The sequence below is a fragment of the Rhizobium hidalgonense genome (assembly GCF_005862185.2).
Taxonomy (GTDB): Bacteria; Pseudomonadota; Alphaproteobacteria; order Rhizobiales; family Rhizobiaceae; genus Rhizobium; species Rhizobium hidalgonense.
This window is the reverse complement of record NZ_CP054027.1, coordinates 2,972,309-2,989,519: the sequence shown is the minus strand read 5'-3', so window position 1 is coordinate 2,989,519 and position 17,211 is coordinate 2,972,309. Positions and strand designations below refer to the sequence as shown.

Below are 17,211 nucleotides of genomic sequence, written 5' to 3'. Positions count from 1 at the left end.
GGATAAGGCCAAGCTCCTATCTGATCGACAGCAACCTTTCAATCCGCGAGGGTCTTTACCTCATGCCCGATACTTATCCGCCCTCGAACCTCGCGGCGATCGACGCGGCCCATCACCTGCATCCCTTCGCCGACATGAAGAAGCTGAATGGCGAAGGCACGCGCATCATCCAGCGCGGCGAGGGCTGCCACATCTTCGACAACCATGGCCGGAAATATCTCGACGGCTTCGCCGGACTCTGGTGCGTCAATATCGGCTATGGCCGCCGGGAGATCACCGAGGTGGTCGCAAGACAGATGAACGAGCTGCCCTATTACAACACTTTCTTCGGCACGAGTTCGACGCCGGCGACGCTGCTGGCCCAGAAGGTCACTTCACATGCCGGCGAGCGTTTCAACCACATCTTCTTCACCGGCTCCGGTTCGGAGGCGAACGATACCTGGTTCCGCATGGCCCGCGTCTATTGGAGCGCCGTCGGCAAACCGTCGAAGAAGATCGTCATATCGAGAAAAAACGGCTATCACGGTTCGACCGTTGCCGGCGCCAGCCTCGGCGGCATGAAATACATGCATGAGCAGGGTGACCTGCCGATCCCTGGTATCGTCCATATCGGCCAGCCCTATTGGTACGGCGAGGGCGGCGATCTCTCGCCCGCCGAATTCGGCCTCAAGGTCGCTCGCGAGCTCGAAGCGAAGATCGATGAACTGGGCGAGGAAAATGTCGCAGCCTTCGTTGCCGAACCGGTGCAGGGCGCCGCTGGCGTCATCATCCCGCCCGAAACCTACTGGCCGGAAATCGACCGCATCTGCAAGGCGCGCAATATCCTGCTGGTGACCGACGAGGTGATCTGCGGTTTCGGCCGGCTTGGCGCCTGGTTCGGCCACCAGCATTTCGGCGTCGAGCCCGATCTGGCACCGATCGCCAAGGGGCTGTCCTCCGGCTACCTGCCGATCGGCGGCGTGCTCGTCAGCGACCGCATCGCCGATGTGCTGATCAACGAGGTCGGCGACTTCAATCACGGCTTCACCTATTCCGGCCATCCGGTTTGTGCCGCCGCCGCACTCGAAAACCTGCGCATCATCGAGGAGGAAAGACTGGTCGAACGGGTACGCGACGACATCGGTCCCTATTTCGGCAAGGCCTGGGCGGCGCTCGCCGAGCATGATCTGGTCGGCGAGGCCGTCAGCATCGGTCTGATGGGCGCCCTGCAGCTTGCTGCCGACAAGCGCACGCGCACCCGTTTTGACAAGCCCGATCGGATCGGGGCGCTGGTGCGCAACCACGCGCTGGCGAACGGCCTCGTGCTGCGCGCCACCGGCGACCGCATGCTCGCGTCGCCACCGCTCGTTATCACCCACGCGGAGGTGGACGAGATGGTCGCGATGACCAGACTGGCGCTGGATGCGGCCTGGAAGGAATTGAAGTCGTAACTCCGCTCAGCGATGCCGGGTCACCGTAGGAAGCCGTAACGGTAATCATCATCATCGGCTCCGGAACTCATCCAGCTTGAGGTTTAAACCAACCATGCAAGCGAAACTTGAGCTTGCCGTTCTTCGCTTGTTCGTAAATCTTGAGACGCCTTCTCCTTTTTGTTTGTAATTTCCGACATACATTAAATACTATGTACGTTCCGCAGATTGTCACGCGCGGATTAAGGTGTTGGCGATGGCAACCGCCAATCTTCACTTTGTTGTTTTTGCTGCTCTCAGCTTTTGGCTTCGCCGCACCGTCGGCGTCGGAGTCCAACCGAGCCGCTGTCGTCCTCAAGGTGAACGGCGCGATTGGGCCCGCGATCTCTGACTACGTGATACGAGGCATCCAGCGTGCCGGCGAACGTGGAGCGGCCTTGATCATTCTGCAGATGGACACACCCGGTGGCCTTGACACCTCCATGCGGGAAATCATCCGCGCAATTCTTGCCTCACCAGTGCCTGTCGCGGGCTTCGTCGCACCGAGCGGGGCACGAGCTGCCAGCGCCGGCACCTATATTCTCTACGCAAGCCACATTGCGGCAATGGCGCCTGGGACCAATCTAGGTGCGGCGACACCAATCGCGCTCAGCATAAAGCCTTTCGGCGGTGATGCGGAACCCGAAAAGAAGCCGAGCGAACCTGGTGACAAACAGGCAGAATCTCCAGGCAATGCCAGCGAAGCCAAAGCTGTTAACGACGCAGTCGCTTACATTCGCGGGCTTGCGGAATTGCGCAATCGCAACGCCGACTGGGCAGAGCGTGCTGTCCGCGAAGCTGCGAGCCTTTCATCCAATGCGGCAGTGCGCGAACATGCCATCGATTTCACGGCAGTCGATGTCAACGATCTTCTTGCAAAGGCACAAGGGTACATGGTGCGGGTCGGTCAAACGGACGCCCAGCTCGACACCGCCGGTTTAGTCGTGCAGGAATTCGAGCCTGACTGGCGCACGCGCCTGCTTTCCGTAATTACCGATCCGAACATCGCAATCATCCTGATCATGGTCGGTATCTATGGCCTGATCTTCGAATTTCTCGCACCTGGGACAATGCTTCCGGGCACGATCGGCGGCATCTGCCTCCTCCTTGGTCTCTATGCCCTCGCATTGCTGCCGGTGAGTTTTGCCGGCCTGGGGCTTATTTTCCTCGGTGTGGGATTGACTGTGGCTGAGGCGCATTCGCCAAGCTTCGGCGCTTTCGGCATTGGCGGCGGGGTAGCCGTGATCCTGGGAGCAACGATTTTGTTTAATACCGATGTACCCGGCCTGGAAGTGTCGCGCCTCCTACTGGGCGCGATTGCCTTTGCGACTCTTGCCTTTAGCCTTGTCGTTGCTCGCCTGGCATTCACCTCACGTTTGCGCCAGGTTGCCACCGGTGCAGAACAGATGATCGGCATTTCCGGCAAAGTTGAGAGTTGGACGGGGCTCACGGGGTACGTCATTGCGCATGGCGAACGCTGGAAGGCGGTTTCCGCCGAACCGCTTGTTGCGGGTGACCCTGTCAGCGTGACTGGCCGCAATGGGCTGGCGCTCGAGGTCGCCAGCCGTCCTAAGGACACTTAACGGTCACCCAGGAAGCAGGAGGAGAAGTCATGGATATGTTTGCAGATCTTGCCTTCTATGTGGTGGCCATTGTCATTTTGGTCGCCATCCTCGCATCCGCGGTTAAGATTCTGAGGGAATATGAACGCGGCGTCGTGTTCACACTTGGCCGCTTTACCGGAGTCAAGGGCCCCGGCTTGATTCTGCTGATCCCCTATGTCCAGCAGATGATGCGGGTCGATTTGCGCACGCGCGTACTCGATGTCCCCAGCCAGGACGTCATCTCACATGACAATGTCTCGGTTCGTGTCAGCGCGGTGATCTATTTCAGGGTTATTGACCCCGAGAAGTCGACAATACAGGTCGAGGATTTCATGATGGCAACAAGCCAGCTTGCCCAGACGACGTTACGCTCCGTGCTCGGCAAACACGACCTCGATGAGATGCTGGCGGAACGTGACAGGCTCAACTCGGATATTCAGGAAATCCTTGACACTCAGACCGATGCTTGGGGAATTAAAGTAGCCACTGTCGAGATCAAACATGTGGATATCAACGAGTCGATGATTCGTGCAATTGCTCGCCAAGCGGAAGCCGAACGCGAACGCCGCGCAAAAGTCATCAACGCCGAGGGCGAACAGCAAGCTGCAGCGAAGCTGCTGGAAGCGGCCGAAATTCTGGCCAAGCAGCCGGAGGCGATGCAACTTCGTTATTTAAGCACTTTGAACGTCATCGCCAGCGAGAAGACTTCGACGATTTTATTCCCCTTCCCGATGGAGTTCGGCAATCTGATGACCATTAAGCCGAAGTGATCGACCGGCACTGGCGTTGATGACGGATCCAGGCTTACCTGCGCTTTACTTCGGGTCAGATGAACAATTACTCTTTGCGGCCCTCAAGGCACGCTTGAAGAGCGTCTCCTCGCTGCCGACTTCGCTTGCGGCTATCTGGAAGCGGGCATCCTGCTGAACTCCGAAGGCGGCCGTCAAGGTCAAACAACCCAATTCCCCACAATGCCATTGCCCCTGACATCCGCCACCACCAAAGTTGAACGCTTTGGCAAAGGTGCTCTTGCGAGGAAGCATGTCGATGCCGGGTCACCGTAGCTGCAGCTGCTATCGGATCATGGGCAAGGCCAAGGTGAGGAGCACGGCGAAAACCATGAGGACGCCATAAGGTATCTTCCGGCTTGCCCGGATTTCTTCGATGCGCATGAAAAAGGCGAGGTGTGCGACGGGCAATGGCACCGGCAGCCGCAGGACCAGCAGCGTCACGATGCCGAGGACGAGGAGGAAGAACGAAAACGGCAGCATTCCGTGCCATCCGACAAAAAGGCCGATCGGCAGGAAAAGCTTGGCGTCGCCTGCGCCGAACAGCCGGAGAGCCCAGAGCGCCACCCCGAGCGCAAACATCAGCAGACCGGCTCCGACGTCGCCGGCAATTCCGCTGGAAGCAAACAGCGCAGCGCCGACATCCTCGGAGCTGAGCATCACGGCCGCCGCGCGCAATGCATAAAGTGTCACGAGCGCAAGAGCGAGCGTGTTGGGGATCTTCCATGTGCGGAAATCTGTCCATGCCGCGTAGAGAAAAAGTAATACTGAAAGTGAATTAATAACGAAGAGCATTTTCAGCATGGAACGCAACCTTCTTTGGCTATTTAACCTACTTGTACGTTAGTTTAATTCAGAATCTGCGACGCTGGCTGGTATTTACTCCAGGTTATTCGGACTTTGGTCTTAACCATAAAAGTATAGATGTATATCGTCCATGTATAAAACGATTGACTAATTTAGACTTAACAGATTATTAATACAACCAGTCGAAGGGGCGGTCTCGACGACAGGGCGGCCGGGGGAAATTACGGCGCACAACTTACCTGGGAGGTAATTCTCGATGAAAGCATTTGTAAACTGCGTACGCGCTTTCGCGCGGGAAGAAGACGGCGTCGCACTTACGGAATACCTCATTCTGCTTGCCTTGCTGGTCGGCGGCGTGATCACGGCGGTGACATTGGCCGGCACCAATCTGGCTACCGTTTGGAACGGCTGGGCAGGCTGGTTTACGGCCAACCTCACCGCTCCAGCAGCCTGATATCGGCGTTCGAAGAAGCGAGGGGTTTTGTTAACCCCTCTCTTCTAATTTAGAAGCAATGAATGGATGCGTTCCGTCCAGTGTAGCGAGTAACTGCGATGCGTTCTTCAACGATTTTAAGTCTCGTTATTGCGTTTGTCCTCGCAGCAGCAGCAGTTTTCGGCATGCGCGAGTATCTCTCCGATCAGAAGGCCAGGTTGCTGGCGATGAACGGCGTGAAGGCCGAGGAGCGGACACTCGTTGTCGCCGCCAAACCGATGCGCTTCGGCGACCGGATCCGGCCCGAAAATCTCAGAGCCATCCCATGGCCCTCCAATGAAACACCCGCAGGCTCGTTCGTCAGCATCGAGACGGTCGTCGGCAGCGATGCCCAGCCGCGTTATGCCATGGCGGCGATCGATCCCGGCGAGCCGGTGCTTTCCTCGAAAATCACGGGCGCCGGCGAACGCGCCACGCTGTCGGCGGCGCTCGACCAGGGCATGAAGGCGGTCTCCATCCGTGTCAACGACGTGCTCGGCGTTGCCGGCTTCGTCAGGCCTTCCGATCGCGTCGACGTGCTTCTGACGCGGGTCGTGCGCGGGCCGGCCGGCAATGATCAGACCTTCGTCGACGTGCTGCTGCAAGGCGTCAAGGTGCTGGCGGTGGACCAGACCGCGGACGAGCGCAAGGACGAGCCCTCCGTCGTCAAAACCGTGACCTTCGAGGTCACGACCGATGAGGCGCAGCGCCTTACCCTCGGCTCCAGCATCGGCACGCTCTCGTTGGCCCTTCGCAATATTGCCTCTGCCTCCGTCGAGCAGACCCGGCCGATCACCGTCGCCGACCTCGGTGGCGGGGCGATGGCGACAGAGCTCGGCAATGATCTGGAAAAGAATAAGTTGCCAGAAGCTGAAAAACAAGTGCAGATTGTGGAACAAAAAGTCGAACCGGTATTGCCGGTCGAGCCGAAGTGGGTGACGGTGGGGGTCTGGAACACGACGAAGCGCGAGGAGCACCGAGTCGGCCTGATCCAGTGATGTTTAGCCGGCATGCCGCAGATGCGGCCAGCCGAATGAGGGGGCTAAAAGCAGGCATGGCGAATGGCAAGAGAAGAATCGCAAGGACAAAAAGCCTTGCGGCACTGGCGGCAGCGTTTTCGGCCTGTGTGTGTTTAGGGCCCGGATTTGCCGGCTGCGCCTACGCACAGGAAAAATCGGTCACCTTAGGCAGATCGGTCCAGCGCGTGACCCTGCCTCCGAACGCGACCCTGACGCTCAATACCGGCCAGGCCTTCGGCGATCTCGTCATCGGCAGCGCTGATATGATCGACGTGGTGCCGCTTTCCGACAAGTCGCTTTTCATCCGCGGCAAGAAGATCGGCGCCACCAATATCTCTGTCTATGGCGACGACAAGTCGCTTCTCGGCGTCATCGATGTCCGCGTTGCCAGCGATTTCAGCGAAGTCGCCGCCGCCATTCGCTCTGCCGCGCCCTCTGCCCGGGTTATCGTGGCCAACTCCAGTGACCGCATTCGCCTGACAGGCATGGTTCGTGACGGCGTCGAATTGCAGCGGGTGATCGAAATCGCCCAGTCCTATTCCGACCAGCCGGTGCTGAACCAGTTGCGTGTCAGCGACAGCCAGCAGGTAATGCTGGAAGTCCGTGTCATCGAAGCCTCGCGTCAGACGGGTCGTGACCTCGGGATCGGTTGGTCCGGGCGTGGCAACAATGGCATCGGCAAGGCAACGACCAGCCAGGGTATCGGCGTGGACGATAACGGGAGCCTCGTCCGTACTCTTGTTGACCCCAAGGGGGCGGCAACCGGCATGCTGCCCTTCGGCCAGTTGATCGCCAAGGTGCTGGAAATCTCGGGCGGCCGCATCGACGTGGTCATCAACGCGCTCGAGCAGAAGGGATTGGTGCGTCGTCTGGCTCAGCCGAACCTCATCGCCATGAGCGGCTCGACCGCCAGCTTCCATGCCGGCGGTGAAGTGCCGATCCTGAAGACGACGAACAACGGCACGACTGTTGCCACCGAGACGGACTATCGCCCCTTCGGTGTGCGGCTGACCTTCAAGCCGGTGGTGCTTGACGACGGCGTCATCAATCTGGAAATCGAGCCTGAGGTTTCCGAGCTTGATCCGTCGATCAACGTCAACGGCAATCCGGGTTTCATCTCACGCGCCGCCAGCACCACGGTCGCGCTTCGCGACGGCCAAAGCTTTGCCATGGCGGGTCTGCTGCAGTCGATCAATGCCAAGGACATCCAGCAATTGCCGGGCCTCGGGAAGATACCGATCCTCGGCGCGCTGTTCCGCTCGACGAGTTTCCAGAAGAAGGAATCCGACCTGGTTATCGTCGTCACCCCGCACATCGTGCGGCCGGCCCGCCCGGGTGAGGACCTCTACAGTCCACTCGATCAGACGCGGTCGTCCAACGACGTCGAACTTTTCGCGCTCGGTGTCCTGGAAGTCGACAAGGACATGCTCCGGCGCTTTCGCAACGGCGAAGGTGTGACCGGGCCTTATGGCCATCGTCTCGACCTGAACCAGGGAGGCCAGGTTGTTGCTACAAAACGCTAAGCGCGCCCTTCTCGTCCTTGCGGCCGCCGGCCTGGTTTCCGGCTGCGCCGACTACATGAACCATCGCGACACGATCACCTTCGGGGCCGGGAACGCCATGGAAGCAAACAAGGCCATCCATACCGAGGACCCGTTCCCGCCGGAAGCGCAGCGAACCCGTATCGCAAGCGACGGCAAGGTGGTCCGCAGGGTGATGACTGAGTATCAGAACGGCGGGGTGGGGGTCATTCAGCCGTCGCCGGCCATGGAGGCCAACGGTGCCTCCAGTGGGGCCACGGTTAGCCAGTAGCTGTTCGAAAGGCATGACCGGCGGCAGCGCGCCGGGGGGGGAAATGCACGAAACAGGGTCGTCACGGCAGAAGCCGTGATGGGGGGTAGGCCAATGCTGGGCAGGGTTGTCAGACGGTTCTGGAACGATCATCGTGGCTATGTCATCGCCTTGACGCTCATTGCCATGCCGATGCTTCTCGGCTTTTCGCTGCTGGTCATCGATGTCGGCCGCAGCAGCAACCTGCACACCGATCTCCAGAACGCAGTCGATGCGATGGCGCTGGCCGGAGCCCGCGAACTCGATGGCCGCGATGATGCCATTTCGAGGGCGCAGACGGCGATCGAGAAAATCGCCAATAGCGCGGCTTTTTCCGGGGGCGGGACCGGCATGTCGCTTGGCTCGCACATCAGCGTGACCTATAACGCCGCAAATGATGCCGGCAGCACGGTCACCGTGTCTTTTCTGAAGAGCATCCCGGCCAACGACGATACATCAATCCCGGCTTCCATGAAAACGACAGTGGCCAGCGAGGCGTCCTATGCCTGGGTCATCGCCAAGCCGCAGGCGATGCAGACGATCTTTCCGGTCCCGGTTGGCTTCACCCGCAGTACGATCAACATCGCTGCCGATGCCGTGGCGGTGTACCACGCCAGTGCCTGTGATATCACGCCGATCTTCATCTGCAATCCCTATGAGCCGGCTGGCAATACGAGCCCGGCCGCCAGCCAACAGGCGGCGGCGGATCTCCACACCAACTTCGCGGCCGGCAATCTCTACGGCCGGCAGATCGAAATGCACAGCACGTCCTCCGCCAATCCCGGGCCTGGCAATTTCGGATTCCTGCGGACAGCGCTGGGCAATGGCGCGAACGTGATGGCAGAGGCTCTGGCCACCGGCAATCCGGGGGCCTGTTATACCCAGGACAGCCTCGATACCAAGACGGGTGCCATGGCCGGACCCGTTGAAGCTGGCGTCAATACGCGCTTCGGCATTTATGAGGGGTCGTTCAAGGGCTCGCGCGGGGACAGCCGCTATCGCCCGGCCCAGAACGTCCGCTCCGCGCAAAAGCAAACAGGGCAGAACGGCTGCAAAGACTACGACCCGGCAATGGTCGGCAGCACGGTCGGCGATGTCACCAAGGCGGTGCCTTTGGGTTACGGCGCAACCATGAGCCCCCTCGGCGGCGGCAAGATCAGCACCGGCAACAATTGGAACTACGCAAACTACTGGAGTGTCGCCCAGGGAGGCACGGCGCCGTCGGTCAGCGCGATCCTCGGCAACTATTCCAGCTATCCCCCGGGGGCCACCGGAACGCCGAGCCGGCCCTCTGCCTATGATGTCTATCGTTACGAGCTCAATACCGCGGCGCTGCTCAACCATGCCTCTGCGAACGGCGAGGTCGGTACGCCGACGACGGGCGGCGGTCAGTGCTATTCGGGACCTGATCTCTCGAACTACACGGGGAGCGAGTACGGCGATCGCCGAGAGATTTTCGCCGCAATCGTCAATTGCGGCTACGAGGCATCGGTCGGCCATCTGAATGGTCAGAAGCAAACGCAGGCGGTTGCCTTTGCGCGCATGTTCATGACCAAACCGGCGATCAAGGCCGGTAGCGAGCGCTATCTTTCGCTCGAGGTGATCGACATCAGCGGCAAGGGTGGCCGCGGTACGCTGGACGAATTCCTGCGGGAAGAAGCGGAACTGGTCAGATGATGGCGCTCCGCAATTTTATCCGGCATCGGCTTTGCCTCGGCTTCTGGCGGCGGGAGGAAGGCGCGGTGCTTGTCGAAGCGCTGCTCGCAATCCCCTTTGTGACGATCTTCGCGGCGGGGATACTCGAGTTTGGCAGCATCTTCTGGCAGCGCATGCAGATCGACGCGGGCTTGCGCGATGCCGGGCGCTACCTCTCGCGGTGCCGGCCGGTGTCGGGAACCTATGTGCCGACATGCAATCAGGCGACGGCGAAGACGATCGCCTTTTACGGAACGCAAACACCTGCGGCAAACGCTAAACCCCGCGTGCCCGGTTGGAACAACGCTGCCGACATCACCATCACTGCGCCGGATGCGGACGGGGACATCACCATTTCCACTGCTCATCTCTACCAGACCTCGCCGGTGTTCGGCTTTCTGGGCATTGGTGCCATCACTATCAGTTCCTTCCATGAAGAGAGATACATCGGATGGTGACCTCTAGGGCAATCAAGGCGTTCTGGCAGGATAGCGGTGGTGTCAGCCTTGTCGAAGCACTGCTGACCTTTCCGATCGTCATGCTGGTATTCGCCGCCTTCATCGAGTTCGGTTATGCGATGTCGCAGTGGAATCAGACGGTCAAGGCACTGCAATATGGAGCCCGTTTGGCGGCGGTATCCGATCCGCTGACGACGAATTTCAATGCCGTTTTCCCAACAGATGCCGCCGATCCACTCAACAACGGCAAAGCGGCGCCGAACAATGCGACGATATCCTCGACCTGTGGACCGGCTCTTGCAAACTGCACGGCGTCATTGAACCGGATTGTCCGGGGAAGCGACGGCGTTTGCAACGCGGGAACCGATCCTCACCCCGGCATTTGCGACCTCAATTGGCGCATCACCCCGGACAAGCTGATGGTCACCTATCAGCGATCGGGGCTCGGCTACTGGGGCCGGCCGGAGGGGCCTGTGCTGACGATGCGGCTGGAGGTGCGCAACATCACTTTCGATCTGCCTGTCCTCGGCGGGTTGTTGGGGCTGAACGACGTAACCATCCCGGCCCATCCCGTGACGATCACGACGGAAGATTTGAAGACCTGCTCCACCTGCTGAATCCTTGAATTACGCGTAGGAAAGCGAAAATGACAGCGCACATGAACATTGCCGCATCTACCAAGATCCTGGTCCTCTCCGACGACGCGGCTGCAGCGAGCTTCATGCTCGATACGTTCGGGTCGCTTTCGCGTTACGATGTTCGCCATCTCGCGCTGAAGGCGCTCGGAGAAAAAGGCCGGTTCGATGCGACGCAGTTCGACCTGATCGTTCTCGACGTCGACAACGGGACATTGCTGCAGCAGCCGGAACTCTTTACCTTTCGCACCAGCTTTCGCGACATTCCGCTCGTCGTCGTTTCCGAAGACCTGCCGGACGACATGCTGCGGCTGCTCTTCCGCCTGAACGGCAAAGACTGGCTGAAAAAGCCGCTCGAGCGCCGCGCACTGATCGACATGATTTCGACCCATGCGCCGGGCACCGGGGCGAGCGACAGCCGGGTGCATGCCGTGGTCTCGGCCGTCGGCGGCGCGGGCGCCAGCGTGATCGCCTCGTCGCTTGCGCATGTGCTGGCCCAGCCGACCAAGAATTCCACGCCGCGGATCGACTTGTTCGACACGGATTTCTGCTCCGGGGCACTTGGCTATTATCTCAATCTCGTCAACGACTACGACTTGAAACCGGTCATCGCCAATCCTTCCCGCGTTGATCTGGAATTCATCGATCTGGTGCGAAAGCGGCATTCGGGGGGCTTTTCGCTGCTGTCCTTCAAGCAGCCATCAGTGCTTCTGGCGCCGAAGGGCCGTGAACTCGTGCTGCGTATGCTCGACGTCGCCGCCTTCGAGAGCGATCACACGATCATCGACGTTCCCTATTATGACACGCCGTGGAAATACGAGGTGCTCACTTCGGTCAACAGCGTCTGCATCGTCACCGAAATGACCGTGCCTGCGCTTTCGCAAGCCAAGGATCTGTTTGCCAATCTGGTACGGCTGCGGGGCAGTGCGGACCAGATATTCATCGTCATCAACAAATACCGCGCCAAGCTTTTCGGCCTCGGCCTGCGCCGGCAACAGACGGAAAAGATATTCAAAGAGATCCCGACGCATGTCATTGCGGATGACTGGGACACTGTGAGCGAGGCGGTCAACCGCGGCGTGCTGCCATTTCAAGTGAATTCCCGGGCGCGCTTCTGCGGCGCGGTCGGCAAGCTTGGAGCACTGGTGCGATGAAGGCGATCATAAGGTCCTGCGCAGCCGGTGCCGGCCTTGCCGTTTTGGCAATTCTGGCCGCTGTCGGAGATGCAGCGGCAAGCGGGCTTGTGCCACGCAGCCTCGGGCCGACGACAAGCGCCGTGGTGCCGATCGAAAAAAGCTACGCGGCCGGGACAATCGTCATCGTCAGCGGCAACCGTACGCTGGATCTCGTCATCTCCGAAGGGCGCGCGATCCGCTACAAAATCGGCGTCGGGCGAGACGGGTTTCGCTGGAGCGGTACCGTCAAGGTTGGACGCAAGGCAGAATGGCCCGACTGGCGCCCGCCTGCCGAGATGAAGGCACGCGCAGCCGGGCTTCCGGACCTGGTGCCTGCCGGGCCGCTCAATCCTTTGGGTGCTCGCGGGATCTATCTCTACAAGGGTGGGGCCGACACGCTCTACCGCATTCATGGAACGAACGAGCAGTCGACGGTCGGCGGTTTTGCGTCATCGGGCTGTTTTCGCATGAGCAATGCCGACGTCATCGATCTCTATGAGAGGGTGAAGGTCGGTTCCACGGTCATTGTAAAATAAGAGTTCAGGAGTGGGGCGCATGGCGAGCGGTATCATGGGGCGTTTCTACAGGCAGGAGCCGGAAAAGCGGGAACATCCGGAGACTGCCGAACTGTCTTTGCTTGGCGCGGTTCAGGCCATGCCTGCCCAACCGGCCTCCGACAGCGCCGCGGCGAGTGACGAAGAGGCTTCGCTCGGGCCGGACATGGTTTCCGAGCGGGTCAATCTCCACCGCCACCTGCTCGATCGCATCAATCTCGGGATCCTCGACACACTCGACAACGAGGAGATCGCCACCGAGATCCGGCCATTGGTCAAGGACTATATCCGGACCAACAATTTTCCGCTGAATGCCAAGGAAATCAATGATCTGATCCGCGATATCACCGACGAGATGCTGGGGCTCGGACCGATCGAGCCGCTGCTGGCCGACGACACGATCGCAGATATTCTCATCAACGGTTACAATAGCGTCTATGTCGAGCGGAGCGGCAAGCTCGAGAGCACCGCCGTGCGGTTCAAAGACGAGGATCATCTCCTTCGGGTGATTAACAAGATCGTCTCGGCGGTTGGCCGCCGTGTCGACGAGTCGACGCCGATGGTCGACGCTCGCCTCAAGGATGGCTCGCGCGTCAACGTCGCCATCAGGCCGATCTCGGTCGATGGACCGCTCGTTTCCATTCGCAAATTCACGCGCAAGCCGCTGACAATGGAGCGCCTCGTGCAATATGGCGCTATGGCCGATGCGATGCGCATCCTTCTCAGCGCCGCGGTCAAGGGCAAGGTGTCCATGGTCATTTCAGGCGGCACCGGTTCTGGCAAGACCACCTTGCTCAACGCTCTCTCGTCGCAGATTTCTCCAAGGGAGCGCCTGATCACCATCGAGGATGCAGCCGAACTTCAACTGCAGCAGCCGCATGTCGGGCGTTTGGAAACCCGACCGCCGACGCTCGACGGACGCAACGAGATCCGTCAACGCGAACTTTTGAAAAACGCCCTGCGCATGCGTCCCGATCGTATCATCGTCGGCGAAGTTCGCGGCGATGAAGCGTTCGACATGCTGCAGGCGATGAATACCGGTCACGAGGGATCGATGACGACCATTCACGCCAATACGCCGCGCGATGCCGTCGGTCGGCTTGAGCAGATGGTCGGCATGGCCGGGATGCCGATGTCGCAGATGAGCATTCGCTCGCAGATCTCCTCCGCCATCACCATGATCGTGCAGGTCCAGCGCCTGAGCGACGGTACCCGCAAAGTCGTCTCGATTTCCGAGATCACCGGCATGGAGGGCGAAGTTGTGCAGATGCAGGAGATTATGAAATTTAAGAAACTCGGCACCGATGAAGGCGGACGAATCCATGGAGAATTCCGCGCCACCGGCATTCGGCCGCGGTTCGTCGAGGAATTTGCCGAACTCGGGATCGAGATCCCCGTGACGATTTTTGATCCCGGTAAACCGCTGCAGACGGGACCTGTCCAATGATCCTGCTTCTCCTTTACGCGGCCGTTTTCACCGCCGCCCTTGTTGCTGTCGAAGCGGTCATGCGCGGCTACTTCAAGACATCCGAACGCCACCGCGCGGTGAACCATCGGCTGAGCTTGCTCGAGGTCAGCGATGATCATCGTAAGACCTATAGCGATATGCTCAAGGAGCGCGGGGCCGGTGGCAGGTGGCGGCAAACCCCAATGATTCAGCGGTTGCGGCTGTTTTACGCCCAGTCGGGAATCAAGTTCGATGCCAGACGATTTGCTCTCTACGCGATCGCGGGCGCTCTTTCGATATGGCTGGTCGTCCAGATCCTCCTGCCGAGCACTCTGTTTAGAGTCCCCGTCTTTCTGCTGATTTGCCTCCTCATCCCCGCGCTCGTCGTCTGGCGCGCCCGGGCGCGCCGCATGAGGAAATTCGAACTGAAGCTTCCTGAAGCGCTCGATGTCGCCAATCGCAGCCTGGCCGCCGGCCATCCGCTGCCGGCGGCGATTTCTTTGGTGGCGCGCGAAATGCCCGATCCGATCGGCACCGAGTTCGGCCTGCTCTCGGATGAACTCACTTACGGCGTGACACTGGACGACGCCCTGGTGAACTTGACGGACCGGGTCGGCGTCGAGGATCTGAACCTGCTTGCGATATCGCTGAGCGTACAGGCGGGAACCGGCGGAAACCTCGTGGAGATCTTGCAGAACCTTTCGAAGACGCTGCGAGACCGCATGCTACTGAAGGCAAAGGTCAGGGCTATTTCCTCGGAAGGACGCATTACGGCGATCGTCATGTCAATGTATCCGTTTCTGCTCTACGCGATGATCAAGGCGTTGTCGCCGACCTACTTCGATCCCGTCTGGGAGAGCGGCCACGGAGCCATCGTCGTGACCGTGCTGCTGGCCGTCATGGCGATCGGGAATGTCATTCTCTACAAGATGGTCAACTTCGAGTACTGAGGCGGTCATGTCGAGTGAGTATGGAATTTACCTCATCGTCTTCTTTGCAGTGCTGATATTCTCTGCAACAGCGTCGGAATTGTATTTTCGACGGCGCGAGGTCTCGGTTCGGGTCTCAAAGAGCTCGGCGGCAACAGGCGAGGAGTTCCACCTTGGCGATACGACGATTGCCGATCTCGGTGAGGCGGAAAACCGCCTGATCCGTCGCTATTTCGAGATTACGCGGCGTGACACCAATGTGAATTCTACCCAGAACCGGCTGATTCGGGCGGGCTATTTCGCCGCCGGCGCCGTGACCACCTTCCAGGTGGTTCGTGCGCTGGTCTGTATCAGCGTGCTGGTCGCGGCGGTCTGGGCTCTCAATTGGGCCGTGCCGGACATGTCACGGGTGGTTACGCTGGTTGTTGCCATGTTTGCTGCGGGCGTAACCTTCATTCTGGTCAACATCTATATCGACCGGCGTGGCGCCGCCAAAGAGAGGGAGTACCGCCGCCTTTTTCCCGATTTTATGGATATGCTGATCGTCTGCCTCGATGCGGGCATGAGCATCGAGGCAGCGGCGAACCGAGTTGCCCGGGAATTCGTCGACAAGCGGCAGGACTTCGGCCTGCACCTCTCGATCATGATGCTGGAAGTGCGAGGTGGCCGGCGTTTGCGCGAGGCGCTCGCGAACCTTGCCGTCCGCCTGAGGATTGACGAAGCCCGGGCCCTATCCGTTCTGTTCCGCCAATCGGAGGAGCTTGGGACCAGTGTAACGCAGACGTTGCGGGTCTACTGCAAGGAAATGCGCGATCTCCGCATTATTCGCGCCGAGGAAAAGGCAAATGCCCTGCCGGTCAAGATGCTGCTGCCGCTCGGCGCGTTCCTTTTTCCGGTAAGCCTCATCATTGTTCTCGTTCCCGTTGTTATCCGTGTCATCAGTCTTCTTCTCAGCATGAACCCCGGCGGTTGAGCCAAGCGAGGTCGTATGCAGTATTCGCTCGAACAGGATCGTAACGATGCCATCATTCCTCTCGATCCGCGCATGCCGATGGCACCGGCAAGCCTGGAACAAGCCGGACTGGATCCGTCGTTCCTGCTTCGGCTGGCGTCAAAATGTGCGGCCGAGCAGGATACGACCACGGCATCTCATCTGGCTGACCGCATGAAACTGCCGAAAGTGATCGTCAATATCCTGATCAAGGAACTCGTGAAACTCGCTTACCTCGAGGCTCGCGGCCTGGCTGGTGAGGATGTGAGATCCGATATTCGGTATGCACTTTCAATGAAGGGGCTCGAATATGCCCACGCCGCGTCGCGTCAAAGCCAATATGTCGGCCCGGCGCCGGTGTCGCTGGACGCGTTCTGCCGGCAAATCGGTTTGCAGTCCATCCACGACGAACGCGTGACCCCGGAGCGGCTGACCGACAGCCTTGCCGGGCTGGTGCTCTCGCACACCTTGGTCGAAAAGCTCGGCCCGGCCATTAACTCCGGTCGCTCTATCCTGCTTTACGGACCACCCGGAAACGGAAAGACGAGCATCGCCGAGCGGACGTCGCAGCTGTTTCGTCAAACAATCTGGGTGCCCTATGCCATCGAGGTCGGCGGTCATGTCATCAGTTTCTATGACGAAGCCGTGCATCATCCCGTATCGGAGGGCGAGACAGAATCCCATCCGAAAGCGGATCGACGATGGATCGAATGCCGCCGTCCGGTGATCAAGACGGGCGGCGAATTGACCCTCGATCAACTCGATCTCACCTTCAACGGAGGACCAAATGTCTATGAAGCGCCCATCCACTTGAAGGCATCAGGCGGCGTTTTCATCATCGACGACTTTGGGCGCCAACAGGTGGCGCCGCAGGCGCTGATCAATCGCTGGATTGTGCCGCTCGAGCGCGGATATGACTTCCTGACGCTGCACACCGGCAAGAAGTTCAAGGTTCCCTTTGACGAGCTTGTGGTATTTTCGACCAATATCGCCCCGAAGGACCTTTCCGACGAGGCGGGCTTGCGGCGCCTCAAATACAAGATCTTTGTGAACACGCCGTCGCGCGACGAATATATCAGGATCTTCAAATCCTATGCCAGCGGCAACGGATTGGTTGTCTGCGATCCAGACCTGAACCTGTTCTACGATCGCAAGTATGACGGCGATATGCCGGCCTCTTGCTATCATCCGAAATATCTTTTGGATTTCGTCGGTTCTTACTGCGATTTCAACGGCATAGCTAGAAACGCATCGCTCGACATGCTCGAGCGGGCATGGGAAGGTGTATTTACAACCGAATGATTGCGGGCTTGGCGCCGATCACGGCCCACGCAGATTTGATGACTCACGAGGGAGTAA

17 protein-coding genes are annotated in these 17,211 nt (G+C 59.5%); 16 read left to right on the top strand and 1 reads right to left on the bottom strand.

The annotated features are described in order from the left end of the window. The first annotated feature begins 62 nt into the window (after nt 1-62). From FFM81_RS14450 to FFM81_RS14440, 3 genes are all read left to right on the top strand, one after another. Nucleotides 63-1,430 (top strand): aspartate aminotransferase family protein, encoded by a 1,368-nt coding sequence (locus FFM81_RS14450; protein WP_025415746.1) that lies wholly within the window; start codon nt 63-65, stop codon nt 1,428-1,430. A 191-nt stretch (nt 1,431-1,621) separates the two neighbouring features. Further along, a complete protein-coding gene (locus FFM81_RS14445) occupies nt 1,622-3,031 on the top strand; it encodes an NfeD family protein (RefSeq protein WP_138384792.1) in 1,410 nt (469 codons plus the stop codon). 29 nt (nt 3,032-3,060) lie between these two features. Continuing rightward, nucleotides 3,061-3,822 (top strand): slipin family protein, encoded by a 762-nt coding sequence (locus tag FFM81_RS14440; protein ID WP_003569292.1) that lies wholly within the window; start codon nt 3,061-3,063, stop codon nt 3,820-3,822. Between the two features lie 303 nt (nt 3,823-4,125). Here the strand turns inward: FFM81_RS14440 and FFM81_RS14435 are convergent, their stop codons facing one another. After that, nucleotides 4,126-4,644: a prepilin peptidase gene (locus tag FFM81_RS14435; RefSeq protein ID WP_138384793.1), complete on the bottom strand. Its 519-nt coding sequence runs from the start codon at nt 4,642-4,644 to the stop codon at nt 4,126-4,128. A gap of 259 nt (nt 4,645-4,903) precedes the next feature. Here FFM81_RS14435 and FFM81_RS14430 point away from each other — a divergent pair, with 259 nt between their 5' ends. The 13 genes from FFM81_RS14430 (at nt 4,904) to FFM81_RS14370 (ending at nt 17,154) form a co-directional block, all read left to right on the top strand. After that, the gene (locus tag FFM81_RS14430; RefSeq protein WP_003569289.1) at nt 4,904-5,101 is read left to right on the top strand and encodes a Flp family type IVb pilin; all 198 of its coding nucleotides are present in this window, start codon (nt 4,904-4,906) and stop codon (nt 5,099-5,101) included. Between the two features lie 98 nt (nt 5,102-5,199). Further along, entirely contained in the window at nt 5,200-6,117 is a 918-nt protein-coding gene (gene cpaB / locus FFM81_RS14425) for a Flp pilus assembly protein CpaB (protein ID WP_097536428.1), read from the top strand. 56 nt (nt 6,118-6,173) lie between these two features. Then, nucleotides 6,174-7,661 (top strand): type II and III secretion system protein family protein, encoded by a 1,488-nt coding sequence (locus FFM81_RS14420; RefSeq protein ID WP_138384794.1) that lies wholly within the window; start codon nt 6,174-6,176, stop codon nt 7,659-7,661. After that, nucleotides 7,645-7,950, top strand: a complete 306-nt coding sequence (locus FFM81_RS14415; protein WP_138384795.1) for a hypothetical protein — start codon at nt 7,645-7,647, stop codon at nt 7,948-7,950. Before FFM81_RS14420 ends, FFM81_RS14415 begins: the two co-directional genes overlap by 17 nt. 93 nt (nt 7,951-8,043) lie before the next feature. Further along, entirely contained in the window at nt 8,044-9,645 is a 1,602-nt protein-coding gene (locus FFM81_RS14410) for a TadE/TadG family type IV pilus assembly protein (protein WP_138384796.1), read from the top strand. Further along, nucleotides 9,642-10,121, top strand: a complete 480-nt coding sequence (locus tag FFM81_RS14405; RefSeq protein ID WP_128399886.1) for a TadE/TadG family type IV pilus assembly protein — start codon at nt 9,642-9,644, stop codon at nt 10,119-10,121. The genes FFM81_RS14410 and FFM81_RS14405 overlap by 4 nt, the downstream gene beginning before the upstream one ends. After that, complete coding sequence (locus FFM81_RS14400) at nt 10,115-10,738, top strand: TadE/TadG family type IV pilus assembly protein (protein ID WP_003569279.1); 624 nt, start codon at nt 10,115-10,117, stop codon at nt 10,736-10,738. The genes FFM81_RS14405 and FFM81_RS14400 overlap by 7 nt, the downstream gene beginning before the upstream one ends. A gap of 29 nt (nt 10,739-10,767) precedes the next feature. Next, entirely contained in the window at nt 10,768-11,910 is a 1,143-nt protein-coding gene (locus tag FFM81_RS14395; RefSeq protein WP_128399887.1) for a response regulator/pilus assembly protein, read from the top strand. Continuing rightward, nucleotides 11,907-12,467, top strand: a complete 561-nt coding sequence (locus FFM81_RS14390; protein ID WP_097536420.1) for a L,D-transpeptidase — start codon at nt 11,907-11,909, stop codon at nt 12,465-12,467. The genes FFM81_RS14395 and FFM81_RS14390 overlap by 4 nt, the downstream gene beginning before the upstream one ends. Nucleotides 12,468-12,486: 19 nt before the next feature. Next, nucleotides 12,487-13,932, top strand: coding sequence for a TadA family conjugal transfer-associated ATPase (locus tag FFM81_RS14385; protein ID WP_138384797.1), 1,446 nt, complete (start codon nt 12,487-12,489; stop codon nt 13,930-13,932). Next, on the top strand, nt 13,929-14,882 hold the full coding sequence (locus tag FFM81_RS14380; RefSeq protein WP_138384798.1) for a type II secretion system F family protein: 954 nt from the start codon (nt 13,929-13,931) through the stop codon (nt 14,880-14,882). Before FFM81_RS14385 ends, FFM81_RS14380 begins: the two co-directional genes overlap by 4 nt. 7 nt (nt 14,883-14,889) lie before the next feature. Continuing rightward, complete coding sequence (locus FFM81_RS14375) at nt 14,890-15,834, top strand: type II secretion system F family protein (protein WP_003569269.1); 945 nt, start codon at nt 14,890-14,892, stop codon at nt 15,832-15,834. A gap of 15 nt (nt 15,835-15,849) precedes the next feature. Next, nucleotides 15,850-17,154 carry an ATP-binding protein gene (locus FFM81_RS14370; protein ID WP_003569267.1) on the top strand — a complete coding sequence of 435 codons (1,305 nt, stop codon included), beginning with the start codon at nt 15,850-15,852 and terminating at the stop codon, nt 17,152-17,154. The last annotated feature ends 57 nt before the right edge of the window (nt 17,155-17,211 follow it).